The sequence below is a fragment of the Pedobacter suwonensis genome (assembly GCF_044762335.1).
Classification (GTDB): Bacteria; Bacteroidota; Bacteroidia; order Sphingobacteriales; family Sphingobacteriaceae; genus Pedobacter.
In genome coordinates this window covers 106,237-123,267 of record NZ_JBIWEB010000009.1, presented here as the reverse complement: position 1 = coordinate 123,267, position 17,031 = coordinate 106,237, and the positions used below count along the sequence as shown (strand labels likewise).

Annotated in this window: 31 protein-coding genes; all 31 read left to right on the top strand. The window is 38.1% G+C overall.

The window, feature by feature from the left end:
* Positions 1 to 92 precede the first annotated feature (92 nt).
* The 31 genes from ACIQXP_RS15630 (at position 93) to rpsD (ending at position 16,963) form a co-directional block, all read left to right on the top strand.
* Entirely contained in the window at positions 93 to 1,349 is a 1,257-nt protein-coding gene (locus ACIQXP_RS15630; protein WP_387505897.1) for a prephenate dehydrogenase/arogenate dehydrogenase family protein, read from the top strand.
* Between the two features lie 123 nt (positions 1,350 to 1,472).
* Positions 1,473 to 1,751: a hypothetical protein gene (locus ACIQXP_RS15625; RefSeq protein ID WP_387505898.1), complete on the top strand. Its 279-nt coding sequence runs from the start codon at positions 1,473 to 1,475 to the stop codon at positions 1,749 to 1,751.
* Positions 1,752 to 1,881: 130 nt separating this feature from the next.
* Positions 1,882 to 2,715: a sulfite exporter TauE/SafE family protein gene (locus ACIQXP_RS15620; protein WP_387505899.1), complete on the top strand. Its 834-nt coding sequence runs from the start codon at positions 1,882 to 1,884 to the stop codon at positions 2,713 to 2,715.
* Positions 2,715 to 3,110 (top strand): DUF1634 domain-containing protein, encoded by a 396-nt coding sequence (locus ACIQXP_RS15615; RefSeq protein WP_293744748.1) that lies wholly within the window; start codon positions 2,715 to 2,717, stop codon positions 3,108 to 3,110. Before ACIQXP_RS15620 ends, ACIQXP_RS15615 begins: the two co-directional genes overlap by 1 nt.
* A gap of 441 nt (positions 3,111 to 3,551) precedes the next feature.
* Positions 3,552 to 4,169, top strand: coding sequence for a 50S ribosomal protein L3 (rplC, locus tag ACIQXP_RS15610; protein ID WP_090984227.1), 618 nt, complete (start codon positions 3,552 to 3,554; stop codon positions 4,167 to 4,169).
* Positions 4,170 to 4,173: 4 nt separating this feature from the next.
* Positions 4,174 to 4,803: a 50S ribosomal protein L4 gene (rplD, locus tag ACIQXP_RS15605; protein ID WP_090501096.1), complete on the top strand. Its 630-nt coding sequence runs from the start codon at positions 4,174 to 4,176 to the stop codon at positions 4,801 to 4,803.
* A 1-nt stretch (position 4,804) separates the two neighbouring features.
* Positions 4,805 to 5,095, top strand: a complete 291-nt coding sequence (rplW, locus tag ACIQXP_RS15600; protein WP_090501098.1) for a 50S ribosomal protein L23 — start codon at positions 4,805 to 4,807, stop codon at positions 5,093 to 5,095.
* Between the two features lie 20 nt (positions 5,096 to 5,115).
* Entirely contained in the window at positions 5,116 to 5,940 is an 825-nt protein-coding gene (rplB, locus tag ACIQXP_RS15595) for a 50S ribosomal protein L2 (protein WP_090984048.1), read from the top strand.
* Entirely contained in the window at positions 5,940 to 6,206 is a 267-nt protein-coding gene (gene rpsS / locus ACIQXP_RS15590) for a 30S ribosomal protein S19 (RefSeq protein WP_010599906.1), read from the top strand. The genes rplB and rpsS overlap by 1 nt, the downstream gene beginning before the upstream one ends.
* Positions 6,207 to 6,213: 7 nt before the next feature.
* Positions 6,214 to 6,576: a 50S ribosomal protein L22 gene (gene rplV, locus ACIQXP_RS15585; protein WP_025145219.1), complete on the top strand. Its 363-nt coding sequence runs from the start codon at positions 6,214 to 6,216 to the stop codon at positions 6,574 to 6,576.
* Between the two features lie 7 nt (positions 6,577 to 6,583).
* Positions 6,584 to 7,429, top strand: a complete 846-nt coding sequence (gene rpsC, locus ACIQXP_RS15580; RefSeq protein ID WP_387505900.1) for a 30S ribosomal protein S3 — start codon at positions 6,584 to 6,586, stop codon at positions 7,427 to 7,429.
* Positions 7,430 to 7,469: 40 nt separating this feature from the next.
* Entirely contained in the window at positions 7,470 to 7,892 is a 423-nt protein-coding gene (gene rplP / locus ACIQXP_RS15575; RefSeq protein ID WP_010599903.1) for a 50S ribosomal protein L16, read from the top strand.
* Between the two features lie 73 nt (positions 7,893 to 7,965).
* Positions 7,966 to 8,178: a 50S ribosomal protein L29 gene (rpmC, locus tag ACIQXP_RS15570; RefSeq protein ID WP_090984044.1), complete on the top strand. Its 213-nt coding sequence runs from the start codon at positions 7,966 to 7,968 to the stop codon at positions 8,176 to 8,178.
* A gap of 13 nt (positions 8,179 to 8,191) precedes the next feature.
* Positions 8,192 to 8,446 (top strand): 30S ribosomal protein S17, encoded by a 255-nt coding sequence (gene rpsQ, locus ACIQXP_RS15565; protein ID WP_010599901.1) that lies wholly within the window; start codon positions 8,192 to 8,194, stop codon positions 8,444 to 8,446.
* 1 nt (position 8,447) lies between these two features.
* Positions 8,448 to 8,816 carry a 50S ribosomal protein L14 gene (gene rplN / locus ACIQXP_RS15560; protein WP_090886529.1) on the top strand — a complete coding sequence of 123 codons (369 nt, stop codon included), beginning with the start codon at positions 8,448 to 8,450 and terminating at the stop codon, positions 8,814 to 8,816.
* Position 8,817: 1 nt separating this feature from the next.
* On the top strand, positions 8,818 to 9,156 hold the full coding sequence (gene rplX, locus ACIQXP_RS15555) for a 50S ribosomal protein L24 (RefSeq protein ID WP_090984042.1): 339 nt from the start codon (positions 8,818 to 8,820) through the stop codon (positions 9,154 to 9,156).
* Complete coding sequence (gene rplE / locus ACIQXP_RS15550; RefSeq protein ID WP_090984040.1) at positions 9,153 to 9,719, top strand: 50S ribosomal protein L5; 567 nt, start codon at positions 9,153 to 9,155, stop codon at positions 9,717 to 9,719. Before rplX ends, rplE begins: the two co-directional genes overlap by 4 nt.
* Entirely contained in the window at positions 9,719 to 9,988 is a 270-nt protein-coding gene (rpsN, locus tag ACIQXP_RS15545; RefSeq protein ID WP_039475193.1) for a 30S ribosomal protein S14, read from the top strand. The genes rplE and rpsN overlap by 1 nt, the downstream gene beginning before the upstream one ends.
* A 155-nt stretch (positions 9,989 to 10,143) precedes the next feature.
* Positions 10,144 to 10,542 (top strand): 30S ribosomal protein S8, encoded by a 399-nt coding sequence (gene rpsH / locus ACIQXP_RS15540; protein ID WP_039475190.1) that lies wholly within the window; start codon positions 10,144 to 10,146, stop codon positions 10,540 to 10,542.
* Between the two features lie 19 nt (positions 10,543 to 10,561).
* Positions 10,562 to 11,119, top strand: coding sequence for a 50S ribosomal protein L6 (rplF, locus tag ACIQXP_RS15535; RefSeq protein ID WP_145857023.1), 558 nt, complete (start codon positions 10,562 to 10,564; stop codon positions 11,117 to 11,119).
* A gap of 5 nt (positions 11,120 to 11,124) precedes the next feature.
* Entirely contained in the window at positions 11,125 to 11,478 is a 354-nt protein-coding gene (gene rplR, locus ACIQXP_RS15530) for a 50S ribosomal protein L18 (protein ID WP_090501109.1), read from the top strand.
* Between the two features lie 17 nt (positions 11,479 to 11,495).
* Entirely contained in the window at positions 11,496 to 12,014 is a 519-nt protein-coding gene (rpsE, locus tag ACIQXP_RS15525; protein ID WP_010599893.1) for a 30S ribosomal protein S5, read from the top strand.
* Between the two features lie 4 nt (positions 12,015 to 12,018).
* On the top strand, positions 12,019 to 12,198 hold the full coding sequence (rpmD, locus tag ACIQXP_RS15520; protein WP_090984037.1) for a 50S ribosomal protein L30: 180 nt from the start codon (positions 12,019 to 12,021) through the stop codon (positions 12,196 to 12,198).
* Positions 12,199 to 12,303: 105 nt separating this feature from the next.
* Positions 12,304 to 12,750 carry a 50S ribosomal protein L15 gene (gene rplO / locus ACIQXP_RS15515; protein ID WP_025145210.1) on the top strand — a complete coding sequence of 149 codons (447 nt, stop codon included), beginning with the start codon at positions 12,304 to 12,306 and terminating at the stop codon, positions 12,748 to 12,750.
* Between the two features lie 7 nt (positions 12,751 to 12,757).
* Positions 12,758 to 14,098 (top strand): preprotein translocase subunit SecY, encoded by a 1,341-nt coding sequence (gene secY, locus ACIQXP_RS15510; RefSeq protein WP_090501111.1) that lies wholly within the window; start codon positions 12,758 to 12,760, stop codon positions 14,096 to 14,098.
* Positions 14,099 to 14,106: 8 nt separating this feature from the next.
* The gene (gene map / locus ACIQXP_RS15505; RefSeq protein ID WP_387505901.1) at positions 14,107 to 14,892 is read left to right on the top strand and encodes a type I methionyl aminopeptidase; all 786 of its coding nucleotides are present in this window, start codon (positions 14,107 to 14,109) and stop codon (positions 14,890 to 14,892) included.
* A gap of 71 nt (positions 14,893 to 14,963) precedes the next feature.
* Positions 14,964 to 15,182: a translation initiation factor IF-1 gene (infA, locus tag ACIQXP_RS15500; protein WP_010599888.1), complete on the top strand. Its 219-nt coding sequence runs from the start codon at positions 14,964 to 14,966 to the stop codon at positions 15,180 to 15,182.
* A gap of 1 nt (position 15,183) precedes the next feature.
* Positions 15,184 to 15,300, top strand: a complete 117-nt coding sequence (rpmJ, locus tag ACIQXP_RS15495; RefSeq protein ID WP_010599887.1) for a 50S ribosomal protein L36 — start codon at positions 15,184 to 15,186, stop codon at positions 15,298 to 15,300.
* Between the two features lie 70 nt (positions 15,301 to 15,370).
* A complete protein-coding gene (gene rpsM / locus ACIQXP_RS15490; protein ID WP_010599886.1) occupies positions 15,371 to 15,748 on the top strand; it encodes a 30S ribosomal protein S13 in 378 nt (125 codons plus the stop codon).
* A 155-nt stretch (positions 15,749 to 15,903) separates the two neighbouring features.
* Positions 15,904 to 16,293 carry a 30S ribosomal protein S11 gene (gene rpsK / locus ACIQXP_RS15485; RefSeq protein ID WP_039475175.1) on the top strand — a complete coding sequence of 130 codons (390 nt, stop codon included), beginning with the start codon at positions 15,904 to 15,906 and terminating at the stop codon, positions 16,291 to 16,293.
* A gap of 61 nt (positions 16,294 to 16,354) precedes the next feature.
* Positions 16,355 to 16,963, top strand: a complete 609-nt coding sequence (gene rpsD / locus ACIQXP_RS15480; protein WP_090984033.1) for a 30S ribosomal protein S4 — start codon at positions 16,355 to 16,357, stop codon at positions 16,961 to 16,963.
* Positions 16,964 to 17,031 lie beyond the last annotated feature (68 nt).

Genomic DNA, 17,031 nt, shown 5'->3' with positions numbered 1-17,031 from the left:
AAATCGATAAAATTATTTTGGTTTAACATTCTAAATAACAATTTTATTTAAGTTTTATTATAAAATTGTTTACGATAGGTTAAATTTGTTTCATGCAAATAGGAATTATTGGGATGGGCGATATGGGCAAATTGTACGCTTTGTCGTTTGTAAATGCAGGTTATAAGGTATGTGGGGCAGATATGCCCTTACGTTTTACGGAGTTGAAAAATGAGCTTGCATCTAAAGGAATAGAAGTTTTAACTGATGGCCATGAAGTGGCGCGTAAATCTGATTTTATTATTTACTGCGTTGAAGCCGAGAAAATTGATGAAGTGGTGGCTACTTTTGCCCGCTCAACCAAATATGGAGCAATTGTTTCAGGCCAAACCTCAGTAAAACATCCTGAAATTGCTGCTTTTGAAAAACACCTTCCGATAGATACCCAGATTGTAACCTGCCATTCTTTGCATGGTCCGGCTTTTAGCCCTGAAGGGCAAACGCTTGTAGTGGTTCGTCACCGGGCTACCGACGAGGCTTATGTACAGGCATTGGAAGTTTACCAATCTTTAAAATCGAACATTATCGAAATGGACGATTACCGTGAGCATGACCGTATTGTGGCTGATACGCAAGCGGTTACACACATGGGTTTTGAGAGCATGGGTTCTGCCTGGAAGAATGCCGGTTTCTTCCCCTGGGATAATCCTGCTTATGCAGGTGGAATCGATAATGTGAAGATTTTAACCACGCTTAGGATTTTTAGTTATAAATCACACATCTATGCTGGTCTGGCTATCTTAAATCCCTATGCGCAAAAACAGGTTAAATATTATGCCCAGGCAGAGTCTGAGCTGTTTAAGCTGATGATCTGTGAAAATGAAACGGAGTTTAGGGAGAAAATTTACGCGGCCCGCGATTTCGTTTTTCATGAGAGCCGCTCGCTTTTATTGTTGGATGATAACATCATGAAAGAGTTTAGCCTATCTGATGCGGACCATAAACAAAAACCCAATTCGCACCTTAGTTTATTGAGTATGGTATATGCCTGGTATAAAATGGGGGTAAATCCTTACGATAACCTGATCTGCCAAACACCTCCCTTTAAATTGAGGCTGGGTATTGCCGAATACCTTTTTAAAAACGAAGTCATGTTGGAAGAGTCGATCAACACGGCATTATATGACAAATCAATCCGGGGGGATGATCTGGAATTCCATACTGCGGTGCATGAATGGGCATCCATTATCGGTTATGGAGATTTAAAGGGGTATAAAGAACATTTTGAAGCAGCCAAATCATTTTTTGCCAACCGGCTGAATGATGGCAGGGATTTAAGTGCTGAAATGATTAAAAGGCTTGGGAAATGATGTAAGATGTGTAATGTAAAATGGATGATGGTTTAAAGTTTATGAGGAAAACAGATGAGTGATAAGCTTAAAGCAACCATAACGCTCGTTGTTATAGCAATCCTTATACTTTTAGGTTTATTTATGATAAACAGATCTTCAAAGAAAGATCATGAAGAGCGTATTGATTTTGTTAAGGGTGGATATGATTATGGAAAGGGATTGATTGTAAGGATTAAACATTATAAAGGGCATTCCATTAAAGTAAAATATCAGGTAAATCATGTTGATTATTCATTTGATGGAGGCTGGGATATAAATCCGAAGGGTTTACAGGTAGGCGATTCCATAAAAATCAAATATGCTGTTACTAAACCTCAATTTATTTTAACAGAACTCGAAAGTGCATATGATGAGCTGTGATGTATATCCATTTTATTATTCCTTCATCCATTTTCCCTCATCCATTTTACCTATTCCATATAACATATAGACTTTATTTTATTCCCAATATCCTTCGTTTCCCCAAAAACAGTACATTATATTTGCCTTCATGTCGGTATTGCTGTTTACCATTATCGTTTTATTAGGCGCTTTTTTAGCCGGATTATTGGGCTCGTTAACTGGCTTAGGTGGAGGCGTAATTATTATTCCGTTGCTTACACTGGCTTTAGGTGTTGATATCCATTATGCTATTGGTGCATCCATTGTTTCGGTTATCGCTACTTCTTCAGGCTCGGCTGCTGCTTATGTAAAAGAGGGCATCACAAATATCCGGATCGGGATGTTTTTAGAAATTGCCACCACCATAGGTGCCATTTGCGGTGCAATTGTAGCCGTTTACCTCAATGCAAATTATATTGCTATCCTATTTGGTTGTATTTTAATCTTTTCGGCAATTATGACTTTAAAGAAAAAAGTAGATCATACTATTTCGGAAAATACAGATAAATGGGCCAGGTTTTTTAAACTCAACGGCTCATACCCTGATAAAGGTATAAGTCAGCCATACGCGGTGAAAAATGTACCGGGAGGTTTTTTAATGATGCTTTTTGCCGGAACCTTATCTGGTTTGCTGGGTATTGGGAGCGGAGCCCTAAAGGTAATTGCAATGGATAATATTATGCGTTTGCCCTTTAAGGTATCAACAACAACCAGTAATTTTATGATGGGCGTTACAGCAGCAGCCAGTGCTGTAGTTTATCTGCACCGTGGCCAGATTGATCCTGGTATTGCCATGCCCGTTTGTATTGGTGTTTTAACAGGGGCAACCGTGGGCTCGAAAGTATTGGTAAAGGCCAAAACCGATAAACTTAAAATTGTGTTTGCCATTGTAGTTGCTTTTTTGGCATTGCAGATGATTTATAAAGGAATAAGTGGATTATAATGGATACAGGAAAAAAAGAAAATCTGAACGATAAGGATATTCAGTTAATTCTTGGAACACTTTTACGTGCAGGCGTAATCATTTCGATGTCGATTGTATTAATCGGCGGTGCTATTTTTCTAACCCACAACAAAGGAGCCATTACCAATTATAAAGTTTTTACGCCAGAACTCAGCAAGTTTTCTTCCATTACAGGCATATTTAGGGGAGTAGCCAGTTTTCAGGGCGATGCTATTGTACAGTTTGGCATACTGATGCTTATTTTTACACCGATTGCGCGCATCGTTTTTGCCATTTTTAGCTTTTTGATTGAGCGCGATTACTTATATGTGCTGATAGGATTTATTATTTTGGCTATTATAACCATTAGCCTAAATGGCGGAATTGCGCATTAATTTTATCAGAAATTAAAATTAAACATCTAAAATTGTTATCTAAAGAATTATAAGATCACCACCAATAGTGGTTCCAAAAAACGGAAAATTTTATCAAAACCCTTGCTACGGAATTGCAATCAGGGAGCCCGATAAAAGCCAAACTCGGAGAGACCTGTTAAAAGGAAAATATTGATGAAATAAAAGGATTTTTAAACCTAAAATTACGCGCTAAAGTGCTTTAAGTCAAAGCTATAATTAATGCTTTAAACACTCTAATTGCCTATTAACATGTATTTTTCAGTTAAATCCCATCATATCAGCAATTTATTTGAAAAAATATTTAGCTAACTATTTGAAAATTAATAATTCTTGCCTATCTTTGCCGTCCCTTTCGGGGGATGTACAACCACCTTGAACGAAGCCCTACTGCTTCGATGGGTGTTAAAAAGAAAAGATAAAATGTCAGGAATTATTGGAAAAAAAGTAGGAATGACCAGTATTTTCGATGCAGAAGGAAGAAACATTCCTTGTACTGTAATCGAAGCTGGGCCTTGTGTAGTTACACAAGTAAAGACCGAAGAAAAAGACGGGTATTCAGCTGTTCAGCTAGGATACGATGAGAAAAAAGAGAAAAACACATCTCAACCGTTAAAAGGCCATTTCGCGAAAGCAAACACAACTCCAAAACGCAAGCTGGTAGAATTCAACTCATTTACAACTGAACTTAATTTAGGTGATGTTGTAACTGTAGATGCATTTGCAGAAGGCGATTTTGTTGATGTTGTAGGTACCTCAAAAGGTAAAGGTTTTCAGGGTGTTGTAAAACGCCATGGATTTGCCGGTGTTGGTATGCAGACTCACGGTCAGCATAACCGTTTACGTGCCCCGGGTTCATTGGGAGCATCGTCATTTCCTTCACGTGTATTCAAAGGAATGCGCATGGCAGGAAGAACAGGTGGAGACAGGGTAAAAATTCAAAACTTACAGGTTTTGAAAGTTTATGCTGAGCAAAACTTATTAGTAGTTAGTGGTTCCATTCCAGGAGCTAAAGGTTCTTACGTAATCTTAGACAAATAATCAGATGGAAGTTAAAGTATTAAACATTTCAGGTAAAGAAACAGGTGCCAAGGTGCAACTTCCTGAATCGGTATTTGGTATCGAGCCTAACGACCACGCGATTTATTTAGATGTTAAGCAGTATTTGGCTAACCAACGTCAGGGTACTCACAAATCTAAACAACGTAATGAGATTGCTGGTTCAACCCGTAAACTATACAAACAAAAAGGTACAGGTGGTGCCCGTGCCGGTAGCATTAAATCTCCGTTATTTAACGGTGGTGGTCGTGTTTTCGGTCCTCAGCCGCGTGATTACAGTTTTAAATTGAACAAGAAATTGAAATCATTAGCACGTAAATCGGCTTTAGCTTATAAAGCAAAAGACAACAATGTGGTGGTTTTAGAAGATTTCAACTTCGATACGATTAAAACTAAAAACTACACAAGTTTATTAGCTGCTTTAAAAGTAGATGATCAAAAAACTTTGTTGGTTTTACCTGCACAAAATAATAATATCTATTTATCAAGCAGAAACGTGCAGAAAACAAAAGTAATCTCTGCAGCAGATTTAAACACTTATGATGTGTTGAACGCTGGTGTACTTGTGTTAACTGCTGATTCTGTTAAAACTTTGGAGGAGGCGTTTGCCAAGTAATATGGAAATTTTAAAAAAACCAATATTAACCGAAAAAGCTTCAGCTTTATCTGAGAAATCTAACCGTTTCACGTTCAGCGTTAACCACAAGGCTAACAAAATCCAAATCAAAGCTGCTATTGAGAAATTGTACGGTGTAACCATCGTTGCAGTTAACACAATGGTTGTTGATGGAAAAGCTAAATCTCGTTACACTAAAGCAGGTTTTGTATCAGGCCGTAGCCCGAAATACAAAAAAGCAATCGTAACGTTAAAAGACGGCGAAACAATAGATTATTACGCAACCCTTTAATTTAATCATTCATTATAACTATGGGCTTAAGAAAATTTAAACCAGTTACTCCAGGTACCCGCTTCAGAGTTGGTGCTAGTTTTACGGAGATTACAGCAACCAAGCCCGAAAAATCATTGGTTGTATCATCAAAAAAGTCTGGTGGACGTAACAATACAGGTAAAATGACTATGCGCTACATGGGTGGTGGTCATAAAAAATCGTATCGTTTAATCGACTTCAAACGCGATAAATTCGATATTCCTGCAACAGTAGCTACTGTTGAATACGATCCAAACCGTACTGCCCGCATCGCATTATTACACTATGCAGATGGCGAGAAGCGTTATATCATTGCTCCTGAAGGATTGCAAGTTGGTTCGGTATTATTATCGGGCGATAAAGCAGCACCAGAAGTAGGTAACACTTTAAAATTATCGAACATTCCATTAGGTTCTATCATCCACAATGTGGAGATCCACCCTGGAAAAGGAGCACAGTTGGCTCGTAGTGCAGGTGCTTATGCACAATTAGCTGCCCGCGATGGTAAATATGCTACTTTAAAAATGCCTTCAGGCGAAACCCGTTTAATTCTGACTACTTGTCTGGCTACTATTGGTGCAGTATCTAACTCAGATCACGCAAACGAAGTATTGGGTAAAGCAGGTCGTAAACGTTGGTTGGGCCGTCGTCCGAGAACCAGACCGGTAGCGATGAACCCGGTAGATCACCCAATGGGTGGTGGTGAAGGTAGATCATCAGGTGGTCACCCACGTTCAAGAAAAGGTGTTTTAGCTAAAGGCTACAAAACCAGAGAACTTAAAAAATATTCTAATCGTTACATCATAGAGAGAAGGAAGAAATAATGGCTCGTTCGATAAAAAAAGGACCTTATATTGACCATAACGTAGAGAAAAAAGTAAACTCTATGAATGATTCAGGCAAAAAGTCTGTAATCAAAACTTGGTCTCGCAGATCAATGATATCACCAGACTTCGTGAATCATACATTTGCTGTACACAATGGAAATAAATTCATCCCTGTGTACGTTACAGAAAACATGGTTGGTCACAAGTTGGGAGAATTTGCTCCAACCAGAACATTCAGAGGACACGCTGAAAAGAAAAAATAATTAGACAATGGAAGCAATAGCAAAATTAAACAATTGTCCAACCTCACCGCGTAAGATGCGTTTGGTTGTAGATCTTATCAGAGGTGAACGTGTAGAAAAAGCATTAAGCATTTTAAAGTTTACCAATAAAGAAGCAGCAATAAGAGTTGAGAAATTATTATTATCTGCTATCAAAAACTGGGAAGCTAAAAATGAGGGTGCCCGCCCTGAGGAAAACCAACTTTTTGTTAAAACAATTATGGTTGATGGTGGCCGTCAGTTAAAACGCTTACGTCCAGCTCCTCAAGGCCGTGGATATAGAATTCGTAAACGTTCTAACCACGTAACGCTGATTGTAGATAGTAAAAACACAGAAACAACTCAAAACTAATTAGGAAATGGGACAAAAAGCAAATCCAATAGGTGCCAGGTTAGGAATTATCAAAGGATGGGATTCTAACTGGTTCGGTGGCAACAACTACTCCGATAAATTAGTTGAAGATGAGAAAATAAGAAAATATCTTTCTGCCCGTATCGCTAAAGGCGGTGTTGCAAAAGTAGTAATCGAGCGTACGTTAAAACGTATCACGGTAACTATCCACACAGCTCGTCCAGGTATCGTAATCGGTAAAGCAGGTGCTGAGGTTGATAAAATCAAAGAAGAGTTAAAGAAATTGACTAAAAAGGAAATTCAAATTAACATCTTTGAAATTAAACGCCCTGAACTTGATGCACAATTAGTTGCAGAAGGTGTTGCAAAACAATTAGAAGCAAGGATCTCATTCCGTAGAGCAATGAAATCTTCTATCGCATCAACCATGCGTATGGGTGCTGAAGGTATTAAAATCATGACTTCTGGTCGTTTAGGTGGTGCTGAGATGGCACGTACCGAGCAGTACAAAGAAGGAAGAGTGCCTTTGCATACATTCCGTGCTGATATCGACTACGCTTTAGCTGAAGCCTTAACTACTTATGGTAAAATAGGTGTTAAAGTTTGGATCTGTAAAGGTGAGGTTTATGGAAAACGTGATTTGTCTCCAAACATTGGTGCAACAAACAACGGTCCAAAAGGCGCTTCAGATAAACCAGCTTTCGGTGGAAGAGATAGCCGTGGTGGTGGAAGAGATAACCGTGGCGGTGGTAACGACAGACGTGGTGGAAACCAAGGCGGCGGTCGTGGTCCAGGCCAGGGTGGTGCAAACAGAGGTGGTGGCGCAGGCGCTAACAGAGGTCCTCGTAAATAATTGATTTATTAACATCGTTTAACGATTAGAACAAAATAAAATGTTACAGCCAAAAAGAACGAAGTTCAGGAAGATGCAAAAAGGCAGAATGAAGGGTTTAGCTTCCCGTGGAGCTGAGTTAGCATTCGGATCTTTCGGTATCAAATCTTTAGAAGCTACTTGGATCACAAGTCGCCAGATAGAGGCTGCCCGTATTGCCGTAACCCGTTTCATGAAACGTGAAGGCCAAGTATGGATCAGAATTTTCCCGGACAAACCGGTAACTAAAAAACCTGCTGAGGTACGTATGGGTAAAGGTAAAGGTGCTCCTGAGTATTGGGTAGCAGTTGTAAGACCTGGACGTGTAATTTTCGAAGCTGAAGGTGTGCCTTTGGAAGTTGCTAAAGAAGCATTGCGTTTAGCCGCTCAGAAATTACCGATCCAAACCAAATTCGTAGTACGTAGAGATTACGTAGAAGCATAGTAAAGTGTTGAGATGAATGTTGTAAATACTTGTTTATTATAACCGCTACACTCAACGTAAAAGAAAAAGAAAAATGAAAAATTCAGAAATCACAGGGCTTTCAAAAGAAGAATTAGTAGCTAAGATTGCGGAAGAAAAAGAGAACTTATCAAAATTAAAGTTTGCTCACACTATTTCAGCTATCGAAAATCCTTCGCGTATTGCAAAAGTAAGGAAAGACATAGCCCGTTTAAACACTCAGTTGACTAAAGTGAAAAACACGGAGTCAGCTACTGAAACTAAATAATTTGAGAGTCGACATGGAAAGACAATTAAGAAAAACAAGAACCGGGTTAGTGGTAAGCAACAAGATGGACAAATCTGTTGTAGTGAGCGTGGAGCGTAAAGTAAAACACCCGATTTATGGTAAGTTCGTAAAGAAAACTACCAAATTTATGGCTCACGACGAGAAAAATGAGTGCGGTATCGGTGATACTGTTTTAATTATGGAAACTCGTCCTTTGAGCAAAAACAAGAACTGGAGATTGGTACAAATTTTAGAAAGAGCTAAATAAGATGGTACAACAGGAATCGAGATTAAACGTTGCTGATAACAGTGGCGCAAAAGAAGTATTGGTAATTCGTGTGTTAGGTGGAACCGGCAAACGTTATGCTTCAATTGGTGATAAGGTAGTTGTTACCGTTAAAAGCGCATTACCATCAGGTAATGTTAAAAAAGGTACAGTTTCAAAAGCAGTTGTTGTAAGAACTAAAAAAGAAATCCGTCGTAAAGATGGTTCTTATATCCGTTTTGACGATAATGCTGCTGTATTATTGAACGCACAGGATGAGCCAAGAGGTACACGTATCTTTGGCCCGGTTGCGAGAGAACTACGTGAAAAACAATTCATGAAAATCGTATCATTAGCACCGGAGGTATTATAAAATGGGAAACAAAGTAAATACACCAAAACTTAAAATCCGTACAGGAGATTTAGTTAAAGTAATTGCTGGCGATTCAAAAGGTCAACAAGGAAAAGTACTTTCAGTACAAAAAGATAAAAACAGAGCCATTGTAGAAGGCATTAATTTAGTATCTAAACATACTAAGCCAAATGCTGCAAATCCGAACGGTGGTATTATTAAAAAAGAAGCTGCTCTTCACGTTTCTAACCTGATGTTGGTTGATCCAAAATCAGGTAAAGCTACCCGCGTTGGCCGTAAAGTAAACGCAGATGGTAAAATCGTTAGAGTTGCTAAAATTTCAGGGGAGGAAATTAAATAATGGCTACACCTAGATTAAAAAGCAAATACAAAGAAGAAGTTGTAAATGCATTAAAAGAAAAATTTCAGTATAAAACTGTAATGCAGGTTCCTAAATTGGAAAAAATCTGTATCAATCAGGGTGTAGGTCGTTTTTCTGTTACTGATAAAAAGATTATGGATACTACAATCGTAGAATTGACTACCATTACTGGTCAGCAGGCGGTTGCAGCACAATCTAAAAAAGATATCTCTAACTTTAAATTACGTAAAGGTATGCCGGTAGGTGTGCGTGTAACATTACGTGATAACAACATGTATGAGTTCTTGGATCGTTTGATTTCAGTAGCTTTACCGCGTATCCGTGATTTCAAAGGTATTAACGATAAAGGTTTCGATGGAAAAGGTAACTATACATTAGGTGTTACTGAGCAAATCATCTTCCCAGAGATTAATATAGATAAAATCAATAAAATTTTAGGGATGGATATAACTTTCGTAACTTCGGCAAAATCTGACGTTGAAGCACTTGAGTTATTGAAACAATTCGGATTACCATTTAAAAATCAAAAAACAGCAGAATAATGGCAAAAGAAGGTGTAAAAGCACGCGAAGTTAAGCGCCAAAAATTGGTAGCTAGATACGCTGAAAAACGTGCAGCATTAAAAGCTGCGGGAGATTTCGAGGGTTTAGATAAATTACCTAAAAACTCATCTCCGGTACGTTTACACAACCGTTGTAAATTAACTGGTCGTCCTCGTGGATATATGCGTACCTTTGGCATTTCAAGGGTAACATTCCGCGAAATGGCACTAGACGGTAAAATACCAGGTGTTAAAAAAGCATCTTGGTAATATAAGTAGCTAGTATTGAGTATCAAGTATCGAAACCAATTGGTTTCTTGATACTTGATACTTATGTCTATTTACTAGAAAAGAATTTTAACCGATAGCAGGTCCCATTCCGATGTGAAATCGGGAAAGGAAACCACTATCAAAAACAATAAATAATGAATACAGATCCAATAGCAGATTATTTAACAAGAGTAAGGAATGCCATTAAGGCCAACCACAGAGTTGTAGAAATTCCTGCATCAAACCTTAAAAAGGAAATCACCAAAGTACTTTTTGATAAAGGTTACATCGCGAACTATAAGTTTGAAGATACTACAGTTCAAGGCACTATTAAAATTGCTTTGAAATACAATCCGATTACTAAAGTTCCTGCTATTCGTACATTAGTGCGAGTAAGTAAACCAGGTTTGAGACAGTATGCAGGCGTTGAAAATATGCCAAGAGTATTAAACGGTTTAGGTATCGCAATCTTATCTACTTCTAAAGGTGTAATGACCGATAAAGAAGCAGCCAAATTAAACATTGGTGGTGAGGTATTGTGTCACGTTTATTAATATTTAGGAGAACTACACAATGTCAAGAATAGGAAAAGCCCCAATTACAATCCCTTCAGGTGTAACCATTACCGTATCTAACGATAACGTGGTAACTGTAAAAGGCCCTAAAGGTGAATTATCACAAACAGTTGATAAAGATATCACTGTAAGTCAGGAAGATGGAATTTTGACAGTTCAACGTCCATCAGATCAAAAGAAACACAAAGCATTACACGGTTTATACCGCTCTTTGCTTAACAACATGGTTGTTGGTGTTACAGAAGGTTATACATTAACTCAAGAATTGGTAGGTGTTGGTTACCGTGCTACAAACCAAGGCAACACATTAGACCTTGTTTTGGGTTATTCTCACCACTATGTATTCCAGTTGCCAGCAGAGATTAAAGTAACTACACAATCAGAAAAAGGTCAGACTCCTAAAATTATTTTAGAGAGTATTGACAAACAATTGATTGGCCAGGTAGCAGCGAAAATCCGTTCGTTACGTGCACCAGAACCATATAAAGGTAAAGGTATCAAGTTTGTAGGTGAAGTGTTAAGAAGAAAAGCAGGTAAATCAGCATCTAAAAAATAGTAATCATGGCAGGTAAAAAATTATCAAGAAGAGATCGTATTAAAAAAGGGATCAGAAAAAGACTTACCGGTTCGGAAGAACGTCCAAGGTTATCTGTATATAGAAGCAATAAAGGGATTTATGCGCAGGTAATTAACGATGTAACCGGTACAACAATAGCGTCAGCATCATCATTATCGAAAGATTTTACTGGTACTGGAAACAAAAGCGATCAGTCAGTTGCAGTAGGCAAATTAGTAGCCGAAAAAGCAATTGCTGCAGGTGTTAAAGAAGTTGTTTTCGATAGAAATGGCTATTTATACCACGGTCGTGTAAAATCGTTGGCAGAGGGTGCCCGCGAAGCTGGTTTAGTATTTTAATCTGAAGAAAAAGTAAGATGTCAACTATTAATATAAAAAGAGTAAAAACCACCGATATCGAATTAAAGGATCGTTTGGTTAGTATACAACGTGTTGCCAAAGTAACCAAAGGTGGCCGTACTTTCAGCTTCTCAGCAATTGTTGTTGTAGGTGACGAGAACGGTGTTGTTGGTTTCGGTTTAGGTAAAGCGAAAGAGGTAACTGAAGCAATTGCTAAAGGTGTGGATGATGCCAAAAAGAACCTGGTAAAAGTTCCGATTTTAAACGGTACTGTTCCTCATGAGCAAATCGGTAAATTCTCAGGCGGTTTTGTTTTAATCAAACCAGCTGCAGTAGGTACAGGAGTAATTGCCGGTGGTGCGATGCGTGCTGTATTAGAGAGTGCCGGTGTACATAACGTATTGGCAAAATCTAAAGGTTCATCTAACCCACACAACGTGGTAAAAGCAACTGTTGATGCATTAACTAAAATGCGTGATGCTTATACAGTAGCTCAAACCCGTGGTATTGATTTAAACAAAGTATTTAACGGATAATATCATGGCTAAGATCAAAATAACACAAGTAAAAAGCGTTATCGACAGAAGCGAGCGCCAAAAGAGAACCGTTCAGGCTTTGGGTTTATCTAAATTGAACCAAAGTGTAGAGGTTGAAGCTACTCCACAAATTATCGGTATGGTTCGTAAAGTGAACCATTTGGTAGCAATCGAAGCAATCTAGTAAAAGTTTTAAAGGTAGTATTGGAAAAAAGCCGGTACTACCTTTATATATGTTTAATCGTTGTACCTGTTTAGTGAAAGCGAAGGGCAACACAAATTCAAAAAAATGAATTTAAGTAATTTAAAACCTGCAGTAGGTTCTACAAAAAACAGTAAGAGAATTGGTCGTGGTACAGGTTCTGGTCGTGGCGGTACTTCAACCCGTGGTCACAAAGGTGCGGGTTCTCGTTCAGGTCACAAAACCAAAATCGGTTTCGAAGGTGGTCAAATGCCTTTACAACGTCGTGTACCTAAAGTTGGTTTCAAACCAATCAACCGTACTGAGTATGTTGGTGTAAACTTAGACGTTTTACAAGCATTAGCTGAAAAACATAGCTTAACAACTATCGATTTTGCTGCTTTACAAGCACATGGTTTAGCTTCAAAAAACGACTTGGTTAAAATTTTAGGTCGTGGTGAAGTTAAAGCAAAGCTAGAAATTACAGCACATGCGTTCTCTGCAACCGCACAAAAAGCTATTGAAGCTGCAGGTGGTTCTATTGTAAAATTGTAATTATTAAATGAAGAAGCTATTTACTACTTTAAGTAATATCTGGAAAATTCAGGAATTAAAAGAGCGTATATTGTTTACGCTCTTAATTCTTTTGGTATACCGTTTCGTATCTCACGTGGTTTTACCAGGTGTAGATCCAACTGCTTTAGGCAACAACGAGAAATCGGGAATTTTAGGCTTATTAGATATGTTTGCCGGCGGTTCTTTCTCTCGTGTGTCTATTTTGGCGTTGGGGGTAATGCCTTACATTTCTGCATCGATTGTGGTGCAGCTATTGGGTATTGCTGTTCCTTCTTTCCAAAAAATGCAGAAAGAGGGCGAAAGTGGTAGAAAGAAAATGAACCAGATTACCCGTTACCTAACGGTAGCGATCACAATCGTTCAGTCTGTTGGCTACGTTAAAACGCAAGTTCCTGCAGAAGCTATTTTATTGCCAAATACTTTATTTTTAGTGTTATCTACGTTTGTATTAACGGCAGGTACGTTATTCGTAATGTGGTTAGGTGAAAAAATTACAGATAAAGGTATTGGTAACGGTACATCACTAATCATTATGGTTGGTATTATAGCCCGTTTACCGGTAGCAATTTCTCAAGAGTTTAGCGCACGTGTGGGTTCGGCCAGTGAAGGTGGAGGCCCGGTTGCATTGGTTTTAGAGATCGTTGCCTTATTTGCAGTGGTGATGTTTACCATTTTAATTGTTCAAGGTGTACGTAAAGTACCTGTACAATACGCTAAAAAAATTGTTGGTAACCGCCAGTTTGGTGGTGTTCGTCAGTACATTCCTTTAAAGGTTAATGCTGCTGGTGTTATGCCAATCATTTTTGCCCAGGCGTTAATGTTTATTCCAGGTGCTTTAATGCAGTTTGTTCCTTCGTTACAAGGTTCCTGGTTAATCCAGTTCAGCAATACCACTTCGTTGGCTTATAGCTTAACATTCGCATTTTTAATTATCGCATTTACTTTCTTCTATACTGCCATTACGGTTAATCCAACCCAAATGAGCGATGATATGAAGAAAAATGGTGGTTTTATTCCGGGTATTAAACCTGGCTTTGCAACATCAACTTTTATTGATGATGTCATTTCGAAAATCACTTTCCCAGGTGCGGTATTTTTAGCGATCATTGCTATCCTGCCTTCAATTGCGGTTAAGTTTGGTATTAAACAAGAATTTGCACACTTCTTTGGTGGTACTTCTTTATTGATTTTAGTAGGTGTTGTATTGGATACATTGCAACAGATCGAAAGTTATTTATTGATGCGCCATTATGATGGTCTGATGAAAACAGGTAGAGTTACAGGCAGAACAGGTGTTCCTGCTGCAAGTAGCAACGCAGCACTGTAGTGTAAAGGATGTCTAAAATTTATTACAAGTCTCTTGAGGAGATCGAGTTAATAAGAGAAAGTTCCATGCTTGTTTCTAAAACCCTGGCCGAGGTGGCCAAGGTGATAAAAGCAGGCATGACTACTATCCAGTTAGATAAATTGGCCTATGAGTTTATTAGTGACCACGGAGCGATTCCTGCATTTTTAAACTATAATGGTTTTCCTTACTCATTGTGTATTTCGCCAAATGAACAGGTTGTTCATGGTTTCCCGGGCGAATATGTAATTCAGGAAGGTGATCTTATTTCGGTTGATTGTGGAGTGATTAAAAACAATTATTTTGGTGATTCGGCTTATACTTTCCCGATAGGGGAGATAGACGTCGAAAAACAGAAGTTACTTGCCGTTACTCAACGCTGCCTGGAATTTGGTATAGAAAAAGCTGTTGTTGGAATGCGTACCGGTGATATCGGTTTTGCTGTTCAGCAATACGCAGAAGCTAATGGATTTGGTGTAGTAAGAGAACTTGTAGGTCATGGTGTTGGTGTAAAACTTCATGAGAAACCAGAGGTTCCGAATTATGGGAAACGTGGTGCAGGACCAAAACTGGAAGAAGGGATGGTTATTGCAATAGAACCCATGATCAATGCAGGCGTAGCCGGTGTTAAATTCCATAACGATGGATGGACGGTAACCAGTAAAGACAATAAACCATCGGCACATTTTGAACACACAGTAGCCATCAAAAAGGGCAAAGCAGATGTTTTATCTACGTTTTCTATAATAGAAGAAGTTTTACAACAAAAAAAATAAATTATTAAAATTTTTTATTTAATTTTGCAACCCTGTTTAGAAGCAGCTAATTAAGTAACAATCAATAAAATATGGCTAAACAAGCCTCAATTGAACAAGACGGAGTAATAAGAGAAGCATTATCTAATGCGATGTTCCGGGTAGAACTCGAGAACGGGCATGAGATTATTGCACACATTTCAGGAAAGATGCGTATGCACTACATCAAAATTCTTCCTGGGGATAAAGTTAAATTGGAAATGTCTCCTTATGATTTAACAAAAGGACGCATTACTTATAGATACAAATAAAATGAAAGTTAGATCATCAATTAAAAAACGTAGCGCTGATTGCAAGATTATTCGCCGTAAAGGAAAACTTTACGTTATCAACAAGAAGAATCCTAAATACAAGCAACGTCAAGGGTAATTAGAAAATAGTGTAATTTACCGTACAACGGTGGCCCGCCGTTCGGAATTACAGCAAAACAATAATAAATATGGCAAGGATTTCAGGTATTGATTTACCAAGAAACAAAAGAGGAGAGATCGGTTTAACCTATATCTATGGTATCGGTAGAACAACTGCTCAACGTATTTTAACTACGGCAGGTATCGATTTAAACAAAAAAGTACAAGACTGGTCTGATGATGAGTTATCAGCAATCCGTACAATGATCAACGATGAGATTAAAGTAGAAGGTGCTTTACGCTCAGAAGTTCAGTTAAACATTAAACGTTTAATGGATATTGGTTGTTACCGTGGTTTACGTCACAGAAAAGGTTTACCTTCTCGTGGTCAGCGTACTAAAAACAACTCACGTACTCGTAAGGGTAAGAGAAAAACAGTTGCTAACAAGAAAAAAGCTACTAAATAATAATTGATAGATTTGAGATCATAGATGTGAGATATGAGAAAAACTTCATCTGCACTCAAATTTGGAATATCAGGATTAAAAAATAAGGTGGCGAGTGCCGGGCTTGTGTTAACATCTCACATCTCAATTCTCACATCTCATATCTAAAAGATAAAATGGCTAAAAGTAAAAAAGTAACAAAAAAACGTATCGTTGTAATCGAGCCTGTTGGTCAGGCGCATATCAATGCTACTTTTAACAACATCATCGTTACCTTAACAAACAACAACGGACAGACTATTTCATGGTCTTCTGCAGGTAAAATGGGCTTCAAAGGTTCTAAAAAGAACACGCCTTATGCAGCTGGTCAAGCAGCTTCAGATTGCGGTAAGGTTGCGTTTGATTTAGGTTTACGTAAAGTTGAAGTATTTGTAAAAGGTCCGGGTTCAGGTCGCGAATCTGCAATCAGAACTTTACAGGTAGCAGGTCTTGAAGTAACATCTATCAAAGATATTACTCCACTTCCTCACAACGGATGTCGTCCTCCTAAAAAGAGAAGAGTTTAATTAATTTTAAAGCTAAGAATCTCCAGCTACAGGTTGGATGATACTTTAAAAACAGAAAAAAATGGCAAGATATACAGGCCCAAAATCAAAAATCGCACGTAAATTCAGAGAACCAATTTTCGGTCCTGATAAAGTGTTAGACAGAAAAAATTATCCTCCCGGCCAACATGGCGTTTCAAAAAGAAGAGGAAAACAATCTGAATATGCTATCCAGTTAATGGAGAAACAAAAAGTAAAATACACTTACGGTGTATTAGAAAAACAATTCAGTAACTTGTTTAAAAAAGCATCTTCACGTGCAGGTATCACTGGTGATAACTTACTTCAATTGTTAGAAGCACGTTTAGATAATACAGTTTACCGTTTAGGTATTTCAACAACCCGTTCTGGTGCACGCCAGTTAGTTAGCCATAAACACGTAACCGTGAATGGTGAAGTTGTAAATATTCCTTCATATCAGTTAAAAGCTGGTGATGTGGTTGCTGTTCGTGAAAAATCTAAATCTTTAGAATCAATTAGTAACTCGGTTGCAGGCAGAACAATTAACAAGTTCGCATGGTTAGAGTGGAACGCCAGTGAATTAACTGGTAAATTCTTAACCTACCCTCAACGTGATGAAATTCCTGAAAACATCAAGGAAAACTTAATCATCGAGTTGTACTCAAAGTAATAAACGAGCTGGTTAATTACCTCAAAAGGGTAATTAACTTTTTTCCATGTTACTATATATTCAATAAC

Bases quoted from the DNA above. Each gene is read 5' to 3' on its own strand.
- ACIQXP_RS15630 (WP_387505897.1), top strand. From the start codon at position 93: ATGCAAATAGGAATTATTGGGATGGGCGATATGGGCAAATTGTACGCT.
- ACIQXP_RS15625 (WP_387505898.1), top strand. From the start codon at position 1,473: ATGATAAACAGATCTTCAAAGAAAGATCATGAAGAGCGTATTGATTTT.
- ACIQXP_RS15620 (WP_387505899.1), top strand. From the start codon at position 1,882: ATGTCGGTATTGCTGTTTACCATTATCGTTTTATTAGGCGCTTTTTTA.
- ACIQXP_RS15615 (WP_293744748.1), top strand. From the start codon at position 2,715: ATGGATACAGGAAAAAAAGAAAATCTGAACGATAAGGATATTCAGTTA.
- rplC (WP_090984227.1), top strand. From the start codon at position 3,552: ATGTCAGGAATTATTGGAAAAAAAGTAGGAATGACCAGTATTTTCGAT.
- rplD (WP_090501096.1), top strand. From the start codon at position 4,174: ATGGAAGTTAAAGTATTAAACATTTCAGGTAAAGAAACAGGTGCCAAG.
- rplW (WP_090501098.1), top strand. From the start codon at position 4,805: ATGGAAATTTTAAAAAAACCAATATTAACCGAAAAAGCTTCAGCTTTA.
- rplB (WP_090984048.1), top strand. From the start codon at position 5,116: ATGGGCTTAAGAAAATTTAAACCAGTTACTCCAGGTACCCGCTTCAGA.
- rpsS (WP_010599906.1), top strand. From the start codon at position 5,940: ATGGCTCGTTCGATAAAAAAAGGACCTTATATTGACCATAACGTAGAG.
- rplV (WP_025145219.1), top strand. From the start codon at position 6,214: ATGGAAGCAATAGCAAAATTAAACAATTGTCCAACCTCACCGCGTAAG.
- rpsC (WP_387505900.1), top strand. From the start codon at position 6,584: ATGGGACAAAAAGCAAATCCAATAGGTGCCAGGTTAGGAATTATCAAA.
- rplP (WP_010599903.1), top strand. From the start codon at position 7,470: ATGTTACAGCCAAAAAGAACGAAGTTCAGGAAGATGCAAAAAGGCAGA.
- rpmC (WP_090984044.1), top strand. From the start codon at position 7,966: ATGAAAAATTCAGAAATCACAGGGCTTTCAAAAGAAGAATTAGTAGCT.
- rpsQ (WP_010599901.1), top strand. From the start codon at position 8,192: ATGGAAAGACAATTAAGAAAAACAAGAACCGGGTTAGTGGTAAGCAAC.
- rplN (WP_090886529.1), top strand. From the start codon at position 8,448: ATGGTACAACAGGAATCGAGATTAAACGTTGCTGATAACAGTGGCGCA.
- rplX (WP_090984042.1), top strand. From the start codon at position 8,818: ATGGGAAACAAAGTAAATACACCAAAACTTAAAATCCGTACAGGAGAT.
- rpsN (WP_039475193.1), top strand. From the start codon at position 9,719: ATGGCAAAAGAAGGTGTAAAAGCACGCGAAGTTAAGCGCCAAAAATTG.
- rpsH (WP_039475190.1), top strand. From the start codon at position 10,144: ATGAATACAGATCCAATAGCAGATTATTTAACAAGAGTAAGGAATGCC.
- rplF (WP_145857023.1), top strand. From the start codon at position 10,562: ATGTCAAGAATAGGAAAAGCCCCAATTACAATCCCTTCAGGTGTAACC.
- rplR (WP_090501109.1), top strand. From the start codon at position 11,125: ATGGCAGGTAAAAAATTATCAAGAAGAGATCGTATTAAAAAAGGGATC.
- rpsE (WP_010599893.1), top strand. From the start codon at position 11,496: ATGTCAACTATTAATATAAAAAGAGTAAAAACCACCGATATCGAATTA.
- rpmD (WP_090984037.1), top strand. From the start codon at position 12,019: ATGGCTAAGATCAAAATAACACAAGTAAAAAGCGTTATCGACAGAAGC.
- rplO (WP_025145210.1), top strand. From the start codon at position 12,304: ATGAATTTAAGTAATTTAAAACCTGCAGTAGGTTCTACAAAAAACAGT.
- secY (WP_090501111.1), top strand. From the start codon at position 12,758: ATGAAGAAGCTATTTACTACTTTAAGTAATATCTGGAAAATTCAGGAA.
- map (WP_387505901.1), top strand. From the start codon at position 14,107: ATGTCTAAAATTTATTACAAGTCTCTTGAGGAGATCGAGTTAATAAGA.
- infA (WP_010599888.1), top strand. From the start codon at position 14,964: ATGGCTAAACAAGCCTCAATTGAACAAGACGGAGTAATAAGAGAAGCA.
- rpmJ (WP_010599887.1), top strand. From the start codon at position 15,184: ATGAAAGTTAGATCATCAATTAAAAAACGTAGCGCTGATTGCAAGATT.
- rpsM (WP_010599886.1), top strand. From the start codon at position 15,371: ATGGCAAGGATTTCAGGTATTGATTTACCAAGAAACAAAAGAGGAGAG.
- rpsK (WP_039475175.1), top strand. From the start codon at position 15,904: ATGGCTAAAAGTAAAAAAGTAACAAAAAAACGTATCGTTGTAATCGAG.
- rpsD (WP_090984033.1), top strand. From the start codon at position 16,355: ATGGCAAGATATACAGGCCCAAAATCAAAAATCGCACGTAAATTCAGA.